At 71.1% G+C, this 16,854-nt stretch carries 20 protein-coding genes; 7 read left to right on the forward strand and 13 right to left on the reverse strand.

What is annotated here, in order from left to right:
- Positions 1-237: 237 nt before the first annotated feature.
- Positions 238-828, forward strand: a complete 591-nt coding sequence (locus BIU97_RS10400; protein ID WP_071297582.1) for a TetR/AcrR family transcriptional regulator — start codon at positions 238-240, stop codon at positions 826-828.
- A gap of 91 nt (positions 829-919) precedes the next feature.
- Positions 920-1,360: an NUDIX hydrolase gene (locus tag BIU97_RS10405; protein ID WP_071258477.1), complete on the forward strand. Its 441-nt coding sequence runs from the start codon at positions 920-922 to the stop codon at positions 1,358-1,360.
- A gap of 6 nt (positions 1,361-1,366) precedes the next feature.
- Here BIU97_RS10405 and BIU97_RS10410 read toward each other — a convergent pair whose 3' ends face one another.
- Entirely contained in the window at positions 1,367-1,756 is a 390-nt protein-coding gene (locus BIU97_RS10410) for a VOC family protein (RefSeq protein WP_071297583.1), read from the reverse strand.
- Positions 1,757-1,810: 54 nt separating this feature from the next.
- Here BIU97_RS10410 and BIU97_RS10415 point away from each other — a divergent pair, with 54 nt between their 5' ends.
- Both BIU97_RS10415 and BIU97_RS10420 read left to right on the forward strand, forming a co-directional pair.
- On the forward strand, positions 1,811-2,452 hold the full coding sequence (locus tag BIU97_RS10415; RefSeq protein ID WP_254782958.1) for a nucleoside/nucleotide kinase family protein: 642 nt from the start codon (positions 1,811-1,813) through the stop codon (positions 2,450-2,452).
- Between the two features lie 37 nt (positions 2,453-2,489).
- Positions 2,490-3,323 (forward strand): SDR family oxidoreductase, encoded by an 834-nt coding sequence (locus tag BIU97_RS10420; protein WP_071297584.1) that lies wholly within the window; start codon positions 2,490-2,492, stop codon positions 3,321-3,323.
- A gap of 126 nt (positions 3,324-3,449) precedes the next feature.
- Here BIU97_RS10420 and BIU97_RS10425 read toward each other — a convergent pair whose 3' ends face one another.
- The 4 genes from BIU97_RS10425 to BIU97_RS10440 all read right to left on the reverse strand — a co-directional run bounded on the left by BIU97_RS10425 (position 3,450) and on the right by BIU97_RS10440 (position 7,541).
- Positions 3,450-4,709 (reverse strand): MFS transporter, encoded by a 1,260-nt coding sequence (locus BIU97_RS10425; RefSeq protein WP_071297585.1) that lies wholly within the window; start codon positions 4,707-4,709, stop codon positions 3,450-3,452.
- Positions 4,706-5,362: an HAD hydrolase-like protein gene (locus tag BIU97_RS10430; protein ID WP_071297586.1), complete on the reverse strand. Its 657-nt coding sequence runs from the start codon at positions 5,360-5,362 to the stop codon at positions 4,706-4,708. Before BIU97_RS10430 ends, BIU97_RS10425 begins: the two co-directional genes overlap by 4 nt.
- 166 nt (positions 5,363-5,528) lie before the next feature.
- Positions 5,529-6,224: an endonuclease NucS gene (gene nucS, locus BIU97_RS10435; protein WP_071258460.1), complete on the reverse strand. Its 696-nt coding sequence runs from the start codon at positions 6,222-6,224 to the stop codon at positions 5,529-5,531.
- 9 nt (positions 6,225-6,233) lie between these two features.
- Positions 6,234-7,541: an MFS transporter gene (locus BIU97_RS10440; RefSeq protein WP_083420884.1), complete on the reverse strand. Its 1,308-nt coding sequence runs from the start codon at positions 7,539-7,541 to the stop codon at positions 6,234-6,236.
- Between the two features lie 92 nt (positions 7,542-7,633).
- Here BIU97_RS10440 and BIU97_RS10445 point away from each other — a divergent pair, with 92 nt between their 5' ends.
- On the forward strand, positions 7,634-8,767 hold the full coding sequence (locus BIU97_RS10445) for a substrate-binding domain-containing protein (RefSeq protein ID WP_071297587.1): 1,134 nt from the start codon (positions 7,634-7,636) through the stop codon (positions 8,765-8,767).
- 63 nt (positions 8,768-8,830) lie between these two features.
- On the opposite strand, the gene BIU97_RS10450 is transcribed toward BIU97_RS10445, so the two are convergent.
- The 8 genes from BIU97_RS10450 to BIU97_RS10480 all read right to left on the reverse strand — a co-directional run bounded on the left by BIU97_RS10450 (position 8,831) and on the right by BIU97_RS10480 (position 16,064).
- Positions 8,831-9,598: a cupin-like domain-containing protein gene (locus BIU97_RS10450; RefSeq protein WP_071258453.1), complete on the reverse strand. Its 768-nt coding sequence runs from the start codon at positions 9,596-9,598 to the stop codon at positions 8,831-8,833.
- Positions 9,598-10,623 (reverse strand): ribosome small subunit-dependent GTPase A, encoded by a 1,026-nt coding sequence (gene rsgA / locus BIU97_RS10455; RefSeq protein ID WP_071260290.1) that lies wholly within the window; start codon positions 10,621-10,623, stop codon positions 9,598-9,600. The genes BIU97_RS10450 and rsgA overlap by 1 nt, the downstream gene beginning before the upstream one ends.
- Before the next feature lie 10 nt (positions 10,624-10,633).
- A complete protein-coding gene (locus BIU97_RS10460; RefSeq protein WP_071258447.1) occupies positions 10,634-11,920 on the reverse strand; it encodes an MFS transporter in 1,287 nt (428 codons plus the stop codon).
- Positions 11,917-13,062: an arginase family protein gene (locus tag BIU97_RS17310; protein WP_175472083.1), complete on the reverse strand. Its 1,146-nt coding sequence runs from the start codon at positions 13,060-13,062 to the stop codon at positions 11,917-11,919. The genes BIU97_RS10460 and BIU97_RS17310 overlap by 4 nt, the downstream gene beginning before the upstream one ends.
- On the reverse strand, positions 13,052-14,107 hold the full coding sequence (locus tag BIU97_RS10470) for a JmjC domain-containing protein (RefSeq protein ID WP_071297589.1): 1,056 nt from the start codon (positions 14,105-14,107) through the stop codon (positions 13,052-13,054). The genes BIU97_RS17310 and BIU97_RS10470 overlap by 11 nt, the downstream gene beginning before the upstream one ends.
- Entirely contained in the window at positions 14,104-15,246 is a 1,143-nt protein-coding gene (locus BIU97_RS10475) for a hypothetical protein (protein WP_139195991.1), read from the reverse strand. The genes BIU97_RS10470 and BIU97_RS10475 overlap by 4 nt, the downstream gene beginning before the upstream one ends.
- Positions 15,247-15,320: 74 nt before the next feature.
- Entirely contained in the window at positions 15,321-15,443 is a 123-nt protein-coding gene (locus BIU97_RS18470; RefSeq protein ID WP_302846701.1) for a hypothetical protein, read from the reverse strand.
- Between the two features lie 174 nt (positions 15,444-15,617).
- Positions 15,618-16,064, reverse strand: coding sequence for a hypothetical protein (locus BIU97_RS10480; protein WP_071258430.1), 447 nt, complete (start codon positions 16,062-16,064; stop codon positions 15,618-15,620).
- 119 nt (positions 16,065-16,183) lie between these two features.
- Here BIU97_RS10480 and BIU97_RS10485 point away from each other — a divergent pair, with 119 nt between their 5' ends.
- Together BIU97_RS10485 and BIU97_RS10490 are read left to right on the forward strand one after the other, a co-directional pair.
- The gene (locus BIU97_RS10485; RefSeq protein WP_139195992.1) at positions 16,184-16,465 is read left to right on the forward strand and encodes a hypothetical protein; all 282 of its coding nucleotides are present in this window, start codon (positions 16,184-16,186) and stop codon (positions 16,463-16,465) included.
- Between the two features lie 81 nt (positions 16,466-16,546).
- Positions 16,547-16,834, forward strand: coding sequence for a hypothetical protein (locus tag BIU97_RS10490; protein ID WP_139195993.1), 288 nt, complete (start codon positions 16,547-16,549; stop codon positions 16,832-16,834).
- The last annotated feature ends 20 nt before the right edge of the window (positions 16,835-16,854 follow it).

Below are 16,854 nucleotides of genomic sequence, written 5' to 3' on the forward strand. Positions count from 1 at the left end.
AGGCTCCTTCGGTCCTGACTGCCTGGCGGTGTCGCGACCCGACGAGGAGCGATGCTCCACGGCGAGATCGTCACCGACGCTACCCCAAAAACCACCCGGTGTGTAGTTTTGCTGCTCGGCGCTTCGTCGGCCGGTCGGCACCGGGTCCGTCCGGGTCGTCACGGGGTCGATTCGCTCCGCCGCACCCCCCGGACTGGCGGGTCGCGCCCCTCGGACCCGCCGCGGACAATCGTGTCCATGCCGACGCCCGACTCCGAACTCCGCGCACGGATCGTCGCGGCCGCTGTCGAGGCGTACCGCGCCGCCGACTTCCACCGCGTCGGGCCGGCCGAGGTCGCGGTGCGCGCCGACGTCCTGGTCGCGGAGCTGCACCGTGTCTACCCGACGTGGGAGCTGCTCGTCGTCGCGGTCATCGACCGCTGGCTGAACGGCAGCCGCCGAGCGGCCTGGGCCGTCGCCGAGCGCGACGGCGCCGCCGCCTACCTGCGTGCACTGTTGGAGGCCGGCCTCGCCGAACCGGCGCTCGTCCGGCTCCGGATCGCCGTGCTCAGCGCCGCGTCGAACCCCGGTCACCCGGCCGCCGGCTGGTTCCACGCGCAGTACACCCAGTCGTTCGAGGACGTCACCCTCGCCCTGGTGCGGGACGTCGTCGCCGGCCGCGAACCCCGCGGCGCGTCGCCCCGGCACGCCGCGGAGCAATTGATGGCACTCTACGAGGGCCTGCAGCTGCAGTCCCTGCTCCGCGAGGACGCGGAACCCCTGGCCGGCTTCGACCGCGCCGTCACCCGGATGCGCGTCGGCTGGGCCGAGGCGCGGGTCGCCGTCTGACGGCCACCGTCCCCGGGACGTGTCGGCGAGACGGTCGGGAGGCGCGGCGCGGCACACCGACGACGGCCCACGTCCCTGACAGGGTCGGCTGATGGAGTACACGGACTACGACACGCGGCTCGCCGCCTACGGCGTGATCACCGACCGCGACCGCGTGCTCCTGGCACGGCTGCGCTGGCCCGACGCCGGCACGTGGTCGCTGCCGGGCGGCGGCGTCGAGTTCGACGAGACCGTCGAACAGGGGGTCGTGCGCGAGGTCCGCGAGGAGACCGGCTACGAGTCCGAGGTCGGCGCCCTGCTCGGGATCCGGCACCACGTCGTGCCCGCGGAACGCCGGATGCACGCCAACGGCCGGCCGATGAAGGCCGTGCAGGTCGTCTTCCGGGTCACCGTCGTCGGCGGGGACCTGCGCGACGAGGTCGACGGGTCGACGGACGAGGCGCGCTGGATCCCGATCGCCGACCTGCCGCACCACCGGCACGGGCTGCTCGTGCCGATCGCCCTCGGCTGGGCGGGCGCGCTGGCCCGCTGACGCGCGCTACTGCGACTGCGGCGGCTGCTCCTGCTCGAGGACGCTGAGCACGTTGCCCGACGGGTCGGTGAACCACGCGATGAGCGGCCCGCCCCGCCGGTTGACGCCGTGCTCGTCGGTCAGCCCCTCGTACCGCAGGAACGTCACGCCCGCAGCGGTGAGCTCGGCCACCGCCGCGTCGACGTCCGGCACGGGCAGGTTGAGCACCGTGAAGGACGCCGGTTCGTGCGCGTCGCCCTTCGGGTAGACGAGCACCCCGTGCCCGCCGTCGAGCCGCAGGACGAGCATGCCGTGCTCCTCGGTCACCGAGAAGCCGAGGACCCCCTCGTAGAACGCCCTCGCCTCGGCGACGTCGCGCACCGAGAACCCGCTGAACGCCTTCGCCGCTTCGACCATGCGGCAAGTGAACCACCGCCGCCGCACGTCGGCGCGCTCTGCCAGGATGATGCCGTGGACCGACCCGGCATGCGCCCCGACGACGCCGTCGAACGCGCCGTCGAGCTCGCCCGTGGCCGCCGCCGCACGGTGCTCGGCATCGCCGGGGCTCCGGGTGCCGGCAAGTCGACGCTCGCCCGCCGGATCGTGGGCGCGGTCGACGAGCGCCTCGGTGTCGGCACCGCGGTGCAGGTGCCGATGGACGGCTTCCACCTGTCGAACGCGGCGCTCGACGCCCTCGGTCGGCACGACCGCAAGGGCGCCGTCGACACCTTCGACGCCGACGGCTACGTCGCGCTCGTGCGTCGGCTGGCTGACCCCACCGAGCCCGTCGTGTGGGCACCCGACTTCGACCGTCGCGTCGACGAACCCGTCGCCGGCAGCATCGCCGTCCCCGCCGCGACCCGGCTCGTGGTCACCGAGGGCAACTACCTGCTCGACGACGCCGAGCCCTGGCCCGCGCTCGGCGGCCTGCTGACCGAGACCTGGTTCTGCGTCGTCGACGACGCCGTCCGGGTGGACCGGCTCGTCGGACGCCACATGCGGCACGGTCGCGACCACGACGCGGCCCGCACCTGGGCGGTGGAGGTCGACGGCGTGAACGCGGCGAGGGTCGCGCCCACGGTGCACCGTGCCTCCCGGACGGTGTGGACGTGACCGGGCGACCGACCCGACCCCGACCGAAGGAGCGACCATGACCATCGCCATCACCGGCGCGACCGGCAACATCGGGGGTGCGGTCGCCCGCGCGCTCGCCGCGGACGGCATCCCGTTCCGGATGATCGTGCGCGACGCCGCGCGTGCCCCACAGCTGCCCGGCACCGAGGTCGCCGTCGCGACCTACGCCGACGCCGAGGCGGCCCGCACGGCGCTCGAGGGCGTCGACGTGCTCCTCATGGTGTCCGGCGCCGAGGCGCAGGACCGCCTCGACCAGCACCGCACCTTCGTGGCGGCCGCCGCGACGGCCGGGGTGCGGCACGTCGTGTACACGTCGTTCGTCGGCGCGGCGGCCGACGCCACCTTCACCCTGGGCCGCGACCACTGGGCGACCGAGGCGGCGATCCGGGCGACCGACCTCGGTCACACGTTCCTGCGGGACTCGTTCTACCTGGACTTCGTCGAGGACCTGGTCGGCGAGGACGGCGTGATCCGGGGCCCGGCGGGCGACGGGGCGATGGCCGCGGTGGCCCGTGCCGACGTCGCACGTGTCGCGACCGCCGTGCTCCGTGACCCGGCGGCGCACCTCGACCGCACGTACGAGCTGACCGGCCCCGCGGCGATCACCCTCGCCGAGGCCGCCGCCACCGTGTCCGAGGTCCGCGGCCGCCCGGTGTCCTACCACCCGGAGACCGTGGACGAGGCCTACGCCTCGCGGGCGCGGTGGCAGCCCGAGCCGTGGCAGGCCGACGCGTGGGTGAGCACCTACACGGCGATCGCCGAGGGGGCCCTGTCGCACGTCTCCGGCGACGTCGAACGGGTGACGGGCCGGCGTCCGGTGTCCCTGCGCGAGGTCCTGACGGCCGACTGACGCGCGGGGTGGCGCGTGGAGTGGCGTGCGGGGTGGCGCGCCCGCCCCGCTCCGTGAGCACGCGGTGTCGGGTCGTGCGTGGCCACCTGACCGTCCCTGCTCAGGAAGTCGGCCGACCGGTGCCGGTCACGCCACGCGGCGGGCGGCGATCGTGCCGGCGACCCCGAGGGTGAGCACCGACGCGAGCACGACGAGCAGCGGGACCGTCCAGTCCCCGGTCGCACCGTGCAGCGCCCCGGCGACGAGCGGCCCGGCCGACCCGATCAGGTACCCGCCGCCCTGCACGAATGCGGACATGCGTCGGGCGTCGGCGTCGCTCGACACGATCCGCACGATCACGATGAAGATCACCGTGATGCCGCCGCCCTGGGCCGCACCGCCGAGCACCGACCACAGCAGCCAGAGCTGCGGGGCGAAGAGCAGTCCGAGCGGCATCGCCAACCACAGGAACCCGACGAGCGCGATGATCGCACGCGGTCGCCACCGCGTCGCGAGCAGCGGCACCCCGAGCGCCCCGACCACGGCCAGGATCTGGAACACCGACGAGCTCGCGCCCGAGGACGCCTTCGAGAACCCGATCTCGTCGTGCAGCAGGGTCGGGATCCACGCGGTCAGGGCGTAGTACGAGAACGCCTGGCCGCCGAACGCGAGCGTGAGCCCCCAGGTGATCCATCGTCGTGCCGGACGGACCGGTTCGGCCGGTGCCGCCCGCGCGGTACGGACCGCCCCGGTGTCGAGCACCTGGTCGATCGGACCGGTGACGGGCAGCGGCTCGGCGGCGGCGGTGGGCGCCGGGCGGCGCCACGCTGCCCGGGCACCCACCGCGGTGGTCCACGCGACGCCGGCGACGAGCACGAAGACCGCCCACGCGGCGATCGCGACCGGCCAGCCCCACAGCGCGGCCAGGGGCGCGGTGCCGAGCGAGGTGGTCATCGACCCGACGTTGAGCGCCGACGTGTACACGCCGGTGACGAGCCCGACCCGCTCCGGCGAGGTGTCCCGCCGGATGACCACCGGCACGACGACGTTGCCGATCGTGATGCCGATGCCGATCACGGCGGTGCCGACGAGCAGCGCCGCTGCGGACGGGAGCGAGCGCACCACGGTGCCGACCAGCACGATGACGAGGGACAGCGACACCGCCCGCTCCGGGTCCGCCTTCGCGATCACCCAGCTCGCGAACGGCGTGGCCAGCGCGAAGCAGAGCACCGGAATCGTCGTGAGCAGCCCGGCGATCGTGGCGGTCAGGCCGAGGTCCACCCGGATGTCGCCGATGACCGGAGCCGGGGCGACGATCGGACCGCGGAAGTTCAGCGCGACCAGGACGATGGCGGCGGGCAGCGCCCACGCGGCACCGCGCAGCCCCTTCGCGACGGGGCCGGTCACGGCAGCAGGATCGGCAGCAGGTCGAGCGGGGTGGCCGCGCTCGCGACGGTGCCGGCGGCCTCGTCGGGGGAGCCGTAGCCCCACTCCGCGAAGACCACGGGGACGCCGTGCACCGTGGCGCCCTCGACGTCGTGCTTCCGGTCGCCGACGAGCACGGGGCGCGAGACGTCGAAGCCGTGGGCGTCGAGGCGGCGGAGCGCCTCCTCGACGACGTCGGCCTTGCTCGACCGGACCTCGTCGTCGCTCGCGCCGGTGATGATGTCGATGTCCCCGGTGAGCCCGTAGTGCTCGAGGATGTACGTCGCCGGGGTCTCCGGCTTGCTCGTCGCCGTGGAGATCGGCAGTCCGGCGTCGTGCAGGGTGCGGAGCACCACGTCGATGCCCGGGAACATCGCCGAGTCGAGGGCGCCGTGCGAGAAGTAGTGCTCGCGGTAGACGGCGAGGGTGCGCTCGGCCTGCTCGGCGTCCATGCCCATCGCGACCCGGAACGTGTCCATGATCGGCGGACCGACGAACGACATCAGGGTGTCGTGGTCCGGCACCGGGACCCCGACGGTGCGGAAGGTGTGCGTCAGGCTCTCGAGGATGCCCGGCGCGGAGTCGCTGATGGTGCCGTCGAGGTCGAACAGGATGGCGGAGAACGGGCTGGTCATGTCCTGCCCACCCTAGCCGGGCGGTGGCGGCGACCGACGTGGCGGGCGCGGCCCGTGCCTCCCGTCCGTCGCCCGCCCGCGGCCTGAGGAACCGAGTTCCGGACACCGCACCACGCTGGTGCGCGGTTCCGTGTCCGGAACCTGGTTCCCGGGGGTCGGCCGGCGGTCAGAACAGGCGGGTGTGCCCGCCCTCGATGCCGCGCATCGCGTCGTAGTCGAGCACGAGGACGCGGATGCCGCGGTCCTCGGCGAGGGTGCGTGCCTGCGGTGCGACCGTCTGCGCGGCGAGCACGCCCTGCACCGGGCGCAGGTGCGGGTCGCGGTTCATGAGCTCGAGGTAGCGCGTGAGCTGCTCCACCGCGTCGATGTTGGCGTTCCGCTTCATCTCGACCGCGACGCTCGCTCCGGCGTCGTCGCGCGCCAGGATGTCCACCGGTCCGATGGCGGTCATGTACTCGCGACGCACCAGGGTGTGGCCGTCGCCGAGCAGCTCGATCTGCTCGGACAGGAGCTGCTGCAGGTGCGCCTCGACGCCGTCCTTCACCAGCCCGGGGTCGACGCCGAGGTCGTGGGTCTCGTCGGCGACCACGTCGTACAGGGACACGATGAGCTTGTCCTGCGTCTTCTTCTGCGTCACCGTCCACACCTGCGTGATCCCGGCGGCCGACTGGTCGTCGTCGGGCTCGGTGATCTCGATCGAGCACGGCGGGCTCATCCAGTTCAGCGGCTTGTAGCTGCCGCCGTCGGAGTGCACGAGCAGGGAGCCGTCGGCCTTGAGCATGAGCAGACGGGTCGCGAGCGGCAGGTGGGCGGAGAGCCGTCCGGCGTAGTCGACGGAGCAGCGGGCGATGACGAGACGCACGCGGAGAGCCTAACGGGCGTCGCGACCGCCTGCGGTGCTGTCGCTGCGCTCGGCCTGGAGGCGCGGCTCGCCCCCGCCGTCCACGTCGCCACCGCTGCGGGTCGGCCGGGCGGCGGCGCCGCGCTCGCGGGCGGCGCCCGACGCCAGTCCCGCCGCGATGATGAACACGAAGACCACCAGGAGCGCACCGAGCAGGCCGACGTGCTCGCCGAGGAACCCGATGAGGGGCGGCCCGGCGAGGAACGCCACGTACCCGATCGTCGCGACGGCGCTGACGCGCGCGGCCGCGGTGCGCGGGTCGTCGGCAGCGGCGGACATGCCCATCGGGAAGCCGAGGCTCGCGCCGAGACCCCAGAGCACCACGCCGACGATCGCGATCGGCACGCTGTCGATGAAGATGAGCATGCCGAGCCCCACCACCGCGACCGCCGCGCTGGTGCGCAGGACCGGGACGCGTCCGAACTTGTCGATGAGGGGGCTGCCGGCGACCCGGCCGGCGGTCATCGCGGCGAGGAAGACCGTGAGCACGGCGGCACCGGCGGCGTTGTCGAGCCCGTGGCCGTCGATCATGGCGAGGGGCAGCCAGTCGTTCGCCGACCCCTCGGCCAGCGCCATGCCGAGCACGATGACGCCGATCAGGATGGTGGAGGGCTGCGCCCAGACCTGCCAGCGGGTGAGCGGCGCGGCGATCGGGCTCGTGTCGGTGGAGACCGGCGCCTCGAACCGGTGCTCGTCCTGGAACCCGCGCACGGCGACGAACATCGCGATGCTCGTCAGGACGACCAGGACCGTGAAGTGCCAGACGACCGGCACCGCGAAGCGCTCCGTCACGGCCGCGAGCCCGGCGCCGGCCAGGGTGCCGAGGCTGAACGCCGCGTGGAACAGGGGCATGATCGTCCGCCCACCGGCCTTCTCGGCGGCGGCGCCGGACACGTTCATCGACACGTCGACCAGGCCGTTGCCGAACCCGAAGGCGATGAGCGCGATCCAGATGGCGGCGAAGCCCCAGCCGAGCGTCACCGCGACCCCGGCGGCGACCATGCCGACGAGCAGGCAGACGGCGGCGACCTGCACGCCCCGGCGTGCGCCGAGCTTCGCGACGATGTGCCCGGCGAACGTCAGCCCGCCGATCGAGCCGACCGCCATGCCGAGCACGAGCAGGCCCATCTCGAGCGTGCTGGCGCCGAGGGAGTCGCGCACGCTCGGGATCCGGCCGAGCCACGTCGCGATGTCGAGCCCGGACAGGGTGAACGTCACGAACACCGCGGTGATCCAGGCCCTGGTGCTCGGGGTGGTGCGGGTGGACGTCGTCGTCATGGTGGTCCCATCGTGCTGCGGTGCGGGTGCTGCTGCGTGTCCTGCATCGGTCGAATCGATTCGACCGCTCGTTCCGGATACGCTAACGGGCGATGGACGAACCGGCAACAGGACCCGGCGCGTCGCCCTCGGGCGGCGGCGCTGCTCGTCGGTCGCGCCCGACGCTCGCCGCGGTCGCCCGCGCCGCCGGGGTGGCGCCGTCCACCGCGTCGCTCGCCTTCAGCGGCCTCGGCCCGGTGTCCGAGGACGCCAAGGCCCGCGTGCTCGCCGCCGCGGCCGACCTCGGCTACGGCGGCCCCGATCCCCGTGCCCGGTCCCTGCGCCGCGGACGGTCCGGCGTCATCGGCGTCGTGATGGACGAACGCCTGAGCGACGCGTTCCGCGACCCGGTCAACGTCCTGACGCTCGACGGCATCGCCGAGGTCGCCGGCGAGGCGGGTGCTTCGCTGCTGCTCGTCCGCAGCCCCCTCGACGACGAGCAGGGGACCGGGCCGCTGGTCGACGCCCCGATGGACGCCGTCGTGCTCGTCGGCTGCAACGTCCGGATCGACCCCGCCGTCGCCGTGCTGCGCCGACGCCAGATCCCCGTCGTGGCGATCGAGGCCGACGACATCGAGGGTGCCGTCCCCGTGCAGCTCGACAACCGCGATGCCTCACGCCGGGCTGCCGCTTACCTGCAGGAGCTCGGGCACGCCGCCGTCACGGTGGTGACCCTGCCCCTCGACGCGGCACGTCGCCGAGGACCGATCGCCGACGACCGGCTGTCCTCGGGCACCGCGTTCACCACGCTCGAACGCCTCCGCGGGGTGCGCGAGGTCTTCCCGTCGGCCGTCGCGATCGAGGCCGCCGGCAGTGCGGTCGAGGAGGGGCGCCTCGCCGGAACCGCCCTGTTCGCGGCCGACGGCCCCCGCCCCACCGCCGTCGTCGCGCAGAGCGACCTGCTCGCCGTCGGCGTCATCGCGGCGGCCCTCGACGCCGGACTCCGGGTGCCGGAGGACGTCAGCGTCGTCGGCTTCGACGGCATCACGGTCGACGACAGCCTGCTGCACCGGTCGCCGATCCGGCAGCTGACGACCCTGGTGCAGCCCTTCGTGCAGAAGGGCCAGGCCGCCGCGCGCGCTGCCCTCGCCATGCTCGAGGGGGCGGAGCCGGAGCCGGCGTCGTTCACGTCGGCGTTGCGGGTGGGGGACACGACGGGGCCGCCGGCCGCGTCACGCCGCGACTGACGCGAGTCCACGTCCGTCGGAGCGTGACCTCAGGTGACGGGACGCACCATCGCCTGCGCTGGGTCAATCGCTCCCGAGCCCTCCGTGGTGGTCGCGGAGCGCCTCGACGATCTGCGTCCATGAGCGCTGTCCCGAGGAGCGCAACGAGGCGAGTACGAGATCGACGTTGGATCCGCTGACCCAGTTCCCGGTGAGCGACACGGTGTCCTCCCGGTTCCGGACCGCGTGCGCCCAACCGCCCGGCACGATGACGACATCGCCGGGACGCTGGACGAACGTGAACGTGGAGGCATCGTCACGACCGGTGACCGCGACCAGCTCCGGCTCGAGGTGTCCCATCGCTGCGGCGGTCACCGGCGAGTGGAGGGTCCACTCCTTGGTACCCGTGACGAGCAGGTTCCACGCGGAACTGCACATGACGTCGACGTGTGTCGGTGATCCGCTGCCGGCGGGCCCGACGAAGATCCAGGCCCAGTCGGGCCGAGACTGCTCCGGGAGTCGATCGAACCAACTCGTGAGCGCGCTCGGCAGGGGAAGCTCGGCGAACTCATCCAGGTAGGTGGACACGTGCCACTCCTTGAGGTACGTGCCTCCGGCGCGGCCCTCTGCGAGCTGTGCGAAGTACGAACCGACCGTCGTCCGTTCCGTCGCGCCGACCGCGGTCACGAGGCTCACCGCCTCGTCACGCCACCGACGTTGGAGCGTCCCGCTCGACACGATCTCGTGGACCGGCCAGTGCTCCGTTGCTCCGCGGACGCACACCGGACCTGACAGCGGTGTCACGGACTCCGGCCACTCCTCGCGGAGCTGCATGCCCCCGCCCGCGGCCATCACGAGGACTTCTTCCGCCAGAGCTTGGTCATGGACTTCCATTCCGCTCGTTGCTCGGACATCGCGGCGGCGTCACCGCGCCGCTCTTGGTAGGCCATCTCGCGGTGGATCTTGCGCCAGTTCGCGAGGCGGCGTGCTTCGATGGTTCCGTCGACCACCGCTGCGAGGACGGCACAGTCCGGCTCCGTGGTGTGGCTGCAGTCGCGGAACCGACAGCGTTGCGAGGCATCGTGGATCTCGGCGAACGTCTCGTCCACCCCGTGGTCACTCGCGATGAGGTCGAGTGAGCGGATGCCCGGCACGTCGAGGAGGACGCCGCCGGTCGACAGCCGGTACAGGCGGCGAGACGTGGTGGCATGCCGCCCTTCGCCGGCGGGGCTCACCCCGAGTACCTTCTCGGATCGTCCGTCGATGGCGTTCAGCAGCGATGTCTTCCCGGCGCCACTCGCGCCGAGCATCGTGGTCGTCGTTCCGCTGACCATGATCTCCCGCAGCCGATCCAGTCCGGTGCCGGTGACCGAACTGGTGAGGACCACTTCGACTCCCGGGGCCGCCTGGGCCGCGGCGTCTGTTGCGCCGCCGAGGTCGGTTGCGAGGTCGGCCTTCGTCAGGACTGTCAGGGGGGTCGCTCCGCTGTCCCAGGCCATGACCGTGAGGCGTTCGAGGGCCCCCACGTTGAGTCCTCGCTCCAGCGGGAGGACCATCAAGACGTGGTCGATGTTCGCGGCGAGGACCTGCGCGCCGACGCCGCTCGGGTCGGGTCGTGACAGGTTCGTCGTGCGCGGTCCCAACGCGGTGATCCGCGATCCGTCGGCGAGTACCCAGTCCCCGGCCACCGGTGTCGTCGCGAGCGACCGGGACAGGGGGAGGAGGACCTCCTCGAGCTCCCCGGAATCCTTCGCGAGGAGAACCTCCGCTTGTGCGCCGTGGACGACGGTGACTCGTCCGGCCCGACCTTCGGCGGCTGTCGTCCAGGTCAGGTCCATGCCGTCGGGCATACCGAGGGCGGTCAGGTGCTGCTGCATGTCCACGCGTTCAACTCCTCTTGGTGGCGGGCGCCGGGCGCAGGTGCATGACGCAGGACGCAGCGACGGCGCTGGCGACGATCAGTGCGGCGAGGCCGAGCAAGTAGGTCTGGGTTCCCAGGACCTTCGCCAGCGGAAGGCTGATCGCGAGGCCGACGGGAACCATGACCGAGATCAGCGTCTGCTCGACCGACCCGATCCGTGAGAGCGCAGCGTTCGGCACGGTCGTCTGCAGGTACGTGTCGAAGACGACACCTTCCATCGAGATCAGTACTGCGGTCACCGCGAACGCGGCGGTCAGCGCGATGATGTCGACCCCGAACGCGAACAGCACGAGCTGCACGGGCTGGCACACCATCAAGGTCCAGAGCACGAAGAACTTCGGTCTGCTGAGTCGTACCCATCCGGCCGCGACGGAGCCCACGAGGCCGCCAGCAGCGAGTGCCGTCGCGAGGGCAGCCCAGAACGCGATCCCGCCGAGTGCATCCCTGGCCACGATGGGCCCGAGGACGCTGATGGCAGCGATGCTCAGCTGCACAGGGCAACGGAGGAGGATCAGCGTCAGGATGTCGGGGTGCCGTCGGAGGACCGCGACGCCCTGCCAGAACCCTCCGTTGTCGGCTTCCTCTCCGGGTGGTTCGTCCTCGGACGTCGCGCGAGATGGATCGCCGTCCTCCAGCGGGGCGGCTGTCCGTCGGAGCCTCCACAGGAAGGTCAGGCAGGCGAGGGAGACGGCGAACGTCACGACGTCGAACAGCAGCGCCAGCGGGACACCGCCGAGCGTGACGAGCAGCGTTGCGAGCGCAGGGCCGACGAGGAGACCCGTGTTCAACGTGACGTCGATCCAGGAGTTCGCCTTCTGGAGCGCTCGCTCCGGGACGAGTTGTGGGACCAACCCGATGCTGGCGGGGATGTAGAACGACGTGGCGACTCCGTAGAGCGCCGCGGAGACCCCGAGGTGCCACAACGTGGCGCTCCCGCTGACGAAGGCGACGATCGGCACGACCTGTGCGAGGAGGCGCACGGCGTCAGCGATCCACATCACCGCGACCCGGTCGCGGCGATCGGAGACCGAGCCCCCCAACCCGATGAAGAGCATCCGGGCACCCCAGAGCGACAGCAGGATGATCGGCATGCCCCAGCCGGAGCGGGAGACCTCGAGGGCAGCGAACGCGAAGGTCAGGGGCACGACCCCGTCGCCGAAGAAGGAGATCGACTGTCCGAGGTAGTAGGTGGGGAAGCCGTGCGATCGGAACGGGGACGTGGGCGATTCACGTGCGCGTTGTTGGGTGCTCACTGCGTTCCCTTCGAGATCGTCCTGTGGATCAGGTCCACCGCGAGCATCGCGGCCTGGTTGCGACGTGTCATCGGCCCGCACACCTCGGAGAGGTCGAGCCCGACGATCGTGCCCGAGGCCGCGACCACGTCGAGCACAGCGCGCACTTGCGTCGGATCGAGGCCGTCGAGGGCGGGGTAGGCGACCTCGGGAGCGATCGAGGGGTCGAGCACGTCGATGTCCACGCTCACGTGGACGGGCCGGCCGTGGCAGTGCGCGGCGACCACGTCCTGCCACCCGGCGGCGCCGACCTCGGCAGCGGTGAGGTAGGAGACCGGATCGTCGGCACCCGTGGTCCCGCGAGCGAGGTTCGTGTCGATCCCACGCACCCCGATCGTCAACCAGCGCAGATCCGGTCGGTCGTCGAGGCACCAGGTGACGAAGTTGCCACAGTCGGCGGTCGTCTGCCGTGCCGGGATCGGTCGGCGATCCGCATGTGCATCGAGGTGGACCACGACCAGATCACGGTGTCCTGCCGCCTGGGCCGAGATCACCGGGTAGCCGATCGAGTGGTCGCCGCCGACGACGAGGGGCAGTTGCCCTTGCTCGATCACGGTCGTCACGGCGGCGAACAGACGATCGGACACCGATCGTGCGGTGTCGTTGGGCGGGTCCAGGACGATGTCGCCGTGGTCGAGCACCGCCGTGCTCCGCTGTCCGAGTTCCGTCCGGCTCGTCCAGTCCCAGGCGGTGGTGGTCGCTTCGGTGTCGAGCAGCCTGCGCAGCCCGCGCCGGAGGCCGGGCACGATCTCCTGCACCGACAGATCCGGCTCCGGTTGCTGCCAGACGGGCGCACCGATGAAACCCCATCGGGCAACAGCAGGATCCGCGGAGACGATCGGCTCGGCAGAGCGACGGAGGAGACCACGATCCGCGTGGTCGGCGACGCCTTCGGGAAGGAGCAAGTGCTTCCGCGCCAACATCGCATGGGCCTCCGGAGTCAGCATCGAGGCGATGAGGCTCGGCGTCTCCCACAACCGTCTGAGTTCCGGGGTGAGCCGGGCGGCCGTTCCCTCGATCTCGTTGACGACCTGGTCTCCCTCGAGCCGCAACGTGGGGTGCCAGACCCATCTGGTCCGCCTGCCGACGCCCTCAACGGTCATCGTGATCAGCGAGCAGGAGATCGGCTCGGAGGAGCGCGCGGAGCGTTCGGTCGACGTCGTCAGTCGAGAGCTGGACCATCTCGTGGATCTGAGCGTGAGCGACCCGTCCGCCCGAGACCCACGCCTCGATGACGGCTGTGAACTCGCTCGCGACCTTGACCGACTTCCCCAGGCTGCGGAGGCTGACGCGATCGCCGGCCGACTCGAACGTCGGAGGGAACCGGGCTGCCCAGCGGAAGGACGCGCCGCTGAGGTCGTCATCACGAACCGACCACGGCAAGGACAGACCGCGGCGCCGCTCGGGGGACCGCTCGCTCCGAGCGATGAACAGCTCGCGACGGAGCCGATCATCGTCATCGGTCGTGATGTCGTGCAGGGGCACGCCGAGCTGCAAGATCTCGCGGATGGCTTCCGTCGGCGATGTGCGGACGACGCCGAACGTCCAGTGCAGGGTCTCTCCTCCGACGCCGGTCACCTCGTGATCCCAGCCGATGGGGACGTGCATGACATCGCCAGGGCGCAGGACGGCGTCCAGTGCGACCTCGTCTGCGGCACCGCCTCCGCGGTGGACGCGCCAGTGCTTCTCGCCCTCCGCTTGCAGGATCACGGTGTCGTGGCTGTCGCTGTGCCGGCCGAACGCCGACTCCGACGCCCAGCACGAGTAGCCGTTGACCCAGGCCGCTTCGTGCATCGCGTACTCGAGGCACTCGACGACGTCGCGGAGCTCGGGGACGACGCGTTCGGCCTTGTTGACGACCAAGGTCGCGCCGTCCCGGAGGAGCGCGATGAACGGCTTCCGGCGTGGGCGCCGCTCGACGATGTCGCCGGCTCCGATCCGGGTCTCGACCAGTGTCGTCTGGTCGATGTCCACGGCGGGTACGACCTTGATCAGACCGTGCTCGAACGTCGACTGCGCCATCGCGCGATCGACTGCTCGCCAGCCGACCCGATCGACAGCCCTGCCGTCGATCCGGCCGAGCACGAGCTCGCCGAAGCGGACGGAGGCGCCGCCGAGGGCTGCTTGCACCTCACCCCAGAGCGTCACGCTCGCACCGACTCTCTCGTCACCAGGGCGCCGATGCGCAGCAGGGCGACGAAGAAGTTCCGGGCGGGACGCTCGCCCGGGACGACTTCTCGCACGTCCGCCGTGGTGATCGATGCACGCCGAGGGTCGAGGAGCGCGCGGACTGCTGCGTCGCTGACATCGTCGGGCAGGTCGATGGTCCTGCCGAGCACGGACAGGCGACCGGAGTCGACGGCGATCGGAAGACTGGTGACCTCGGCGCTGTCGACGTCTGCGAACACCCCGGCCGGCAACAGGCGATGCGCTCCCACGAAGCCTCTGTTGGCTCGCTGGTTCTGTCGTTGTCGGAGCTGCCCGGCGAGGGCTTCCGCTCCGAGGCTGTCCAGGGAATTCGAGGAACGTCGGAGAAGGACCGATGCCGCCTGGAGCAATTCTTCGGCTTCGTCCGGCTCGTAGTAGGACATCCCCAGGAAGACGGCTGGCCCGTCATTCTTGAAGACGTGGAAGTGATGACCGGGGATGCTCAAGAAATCGCCCGGTTCCAACACGAAGTGGTGATCAGCGGAAGCGAGATGACGATCGATGTCCAATGTCACCTCGCGCTGCCCGGGAAGTGCTCCGAGCGTCTCCGGTTCCCAGACCCACACCGATTTGGTGGCGGGACCGAGGTGGAATATGAAGGAGGGTTCGAGATCGGAGTGGACACCGAACGGTGTGAAGCCGGACGAAGCGATGAACGAGTAGAAGTCGAGGCCGCGTGGCGGGATGCCGCTGGCCTCGACCATGGGCGCGACGATCTCTTCGTGCAACACGGAACGTGCCCACGGAGACCACGTCTCCACCGCGTTGAAGGCGGCGCAGACGTCGTGCCGACCTGTCGCGGTGCTGAGCCAGTCGATCACGTCGGAGCCGTCGTACGCGGTGTGCGTGACCGCCTCACTCGCGCGGTAGTCGAGCTGCTCCGGGCCGAAGACCCGTATCCGCGGTAGCCCTGCCACGGACTGGACACGGGGATCGGTCGCGTTCGCCAGTGCTGACCGGAGTGCGGACAGGATGATCTCAGGCCGCTGCACCAGACCCCTGATGTGCGTGACCTCGCGGAAACCAGGTCCGTGGTCCGTTGCGAATCGCATCCAGACCGCGTTGTCGATGACGTTCAATGTGCCCCCCGAAGTGTAGGGGCCGGCCCGGATTCCCCCCGAGCCGGCCCCGCTCGTTCAATACCGCATGAGCGTCAGTGCCCGACGTCCATCCGGTTCCGCAACTGCACGTCCATCAGGTCCTCGTCGGTGATGACGATGTCCTCGATGTCGATCGTTGCGTTGTCGTTCTGCTCGGTCTTCGTTGCGCCGTTCATGGACTATCCCCTCTTCCACGGAATGACCGTCATTGTTGACGATCCGGTGCTGAGCGGCACCGTGGACAGAGTGTTCCACGAGGAGCCGAAGCTGTCCAGAGAAATGTCGCTTTCCTTTCACGAACACCGGCTGGGCCGACTGTCTGCTCGGCGCACTGCGACCGTGCTCGCCGCTCAGTCCCGCCGCATCCCGATCCCGACCACCGCGACCAGGTTCACCGCGCTTCCCACCAGGAACCCCGTCGTCCCCCCGGCGACCCCTGCGACCGGTCCGAGCACCGCCATGGGCTCGGCGCCGAGGACGAACCCGGCGACCGACGCCAGGGCGACCTGGCGGGACCGTCCGGCGGCGAGCAGCAGCGCGGCCGGCACGAGGCCGACGGTGAACACCCACACCGCGACCATCAGGTACCGCAGGTCGGTGGCGGCGGCCGTGCCTTCGGCGGGGTGGACGATCGGCAGGAACCATCCTGCGAGCAGCCCGACCAGCCCGAACACCACGGCCGAGGCGGCGGCGAACCCGCCGACGAGCAGCACCGCGCCGCGGGACCGCAGCGATCCGCCGTCCGTCCGGTGCGCGAACGCCGGTACGAGCACCTGCCCCAGTGCCTGCCCGAGCATCGACGTCGGCGTCGTGGGCCGACGACGTCACCTGTTCTGTCAACCGTTCGGTTGAGGTGGCCGTTCGTCGGTCTTCGTACTGTTGCAGCTGGCCGTGTCCACCACAGAGAGGCAACTCCATGCGAACGAAGACCGAAGCCGCACTCCGCGCGCGGCACCGCGGCGTCCAGGCACGGATCGCAGCGCATCCCCTCAACGACCCCGAGATGGAGCGCGCTCGGATGCTCGTCAAGAACAGCGACGGTGCCGCGCAGCAGCAGGTCTCGGCCGAGTTGCGAGAGCAAGGACTCCCGAGCATGACGCGTCAGACGTGGACGTTGGTCACGGGCCTTCCCGGACTGGCCCGGCTCAACCGGCGGCGGCTGCGTCTCGAGCGGGAACTTCGAGCAGCACGCCACTGAGGACGGGTTCTCGGACACCTGATTCGCCGTGTCGTTGTCGGTGATGCACCCACCCTCGGACGACTGCGCGACAACGGTGTCTTGGTGTTCCTCGACAGGATCCCTCCCCGAGGCACGGTCGGGCTACGCTGCGCAGGAGGCACGACCACGGGCCTCGTGATCGAGTGGGGATTCTGCGTGTTCTTGACCTTCCTGGTCCCGGTCGTGCTCGTGCTGGTCGTCGTGATGATCGTGCTCGCAGCGCGGGGATCGATGCAGAAGAGTCCGACCCAGGAGCAACAGGATGCCGAGGCGCGAGCACGTCGCGCTGCCGGGCGTGCGGCTCGCGACGCGGCCCGCGAAGCAGATCGTGACGCCGACCGGGACTGACGGCCGGAGATCCGTCCTCG

This window comes from Curtobacterium sp. MCBA15_009 (assembly GCF_001864895.1).
Lineage (GTDB): Bacteria > Actinomycetota > Actinomycetes > Actinomycetales > Microbacteriaceae > Curtobacterium.

What these genes read in the sequence shown, in the direction of transcription:
- BIU97_RS10400 (WP_071297582.1), top strand. Translation starts at nt 238, where the DNA reads ATGCCGACGCCCGACTCCGAACTCCGCGCACGGATCGTCGCGGCCGCT.
- BIU97_RS10405 (WP_071258477.1), top strand. Translation starts at nt 920, where the DNA reads ATGGAGTACACGGACTACGACACGCGGCTCGCCGCCTACGGCGTGATC.
- BIU97_RS10410 (WP_071297583.1), bottom strand. Translation starts at nt 1,756, where the DNA reads ATGGTCGAAGCGGCGAAGGCGTTCAGCGGGTTCTCGGTGCGCGACGTC.
- BIU97_RS10420 (WP_071297584.1), top strand. Translation starts at nt 2,490, where the DNA reads ATGACCATCGCCATCACCGGCGCGACCGGCAACATCGGGGGTGCGGTC.
- BIU97_RS10430 (WP_071297586.1), bottom strand. Translation starts at nt 5,362, where the DNA reads ATGACCAGCCCGTTCTCCGCCATCCTGTTCGACCTCGACGGCACCATC.
- BIU97_RS10440 (WP_083420884.1), bottom strand. Translation starts at nt 7,541, where the DNA reads ATGACGACGACGTCCACCCGCACCACCCCGAGCACCAGGGCCTGGATC.
- BIU97_RS10445 (WP_071297587.1), top strand. Translation starts at nt 7,634, where the DNA reads ATGGACGAACCGGCAACAGGACCCGGCGCGTCGCCCTCGGGCGGCGGC.
- BIU97_RS10450 (WP_071258453.1), bottom strand. Translation starts at nt 9,598, where the DNA reads ATGGCCGCGGGCGGGGGCATGCAGCTCCGCGAGGAGTGGCCGGAGTCC.
- rsgA (WP_071260290.1), bottom strand. Translation starts at nt 10,623, where the DNA reads ATGCAGCAGCACCTGACCGCCCTCGGTATGCCCGACGGCATGGACCTG.
- BIU97_RS17310 (WP_175472083.1), bottom strand. Translation starts at nt 13,062, where the DNA reads ATGACCGTTGAGGGCGTCGGCAGGCGGACCAGATGGGTCTGGCACCCC.
- BIU97_RS18470 (WP_302846701.1), bottom strand. Translation starts at nt 15,443, where the DNA reads ATGAACGGCGCAACGAAGACCGAGCAGAACGACAACGCAACGATCGAC.
- BIU97_RS10480 (WP_071258430.1), bottom strand. Translation starts at nt 16,064, where the DNA reads ATGCTCGGGCAGGCACTGGGGCAGGTGCTCGTACCGGCGTTCGCGCAC.
- BIU97_RS10485 (WP_139195992.1), top strand. Translation starts at nt 16,184, where the DNA reads ATGCGAACGAAGACCGAAGCCGCACTCCGCGCGCGGCACCGCGGCGTC.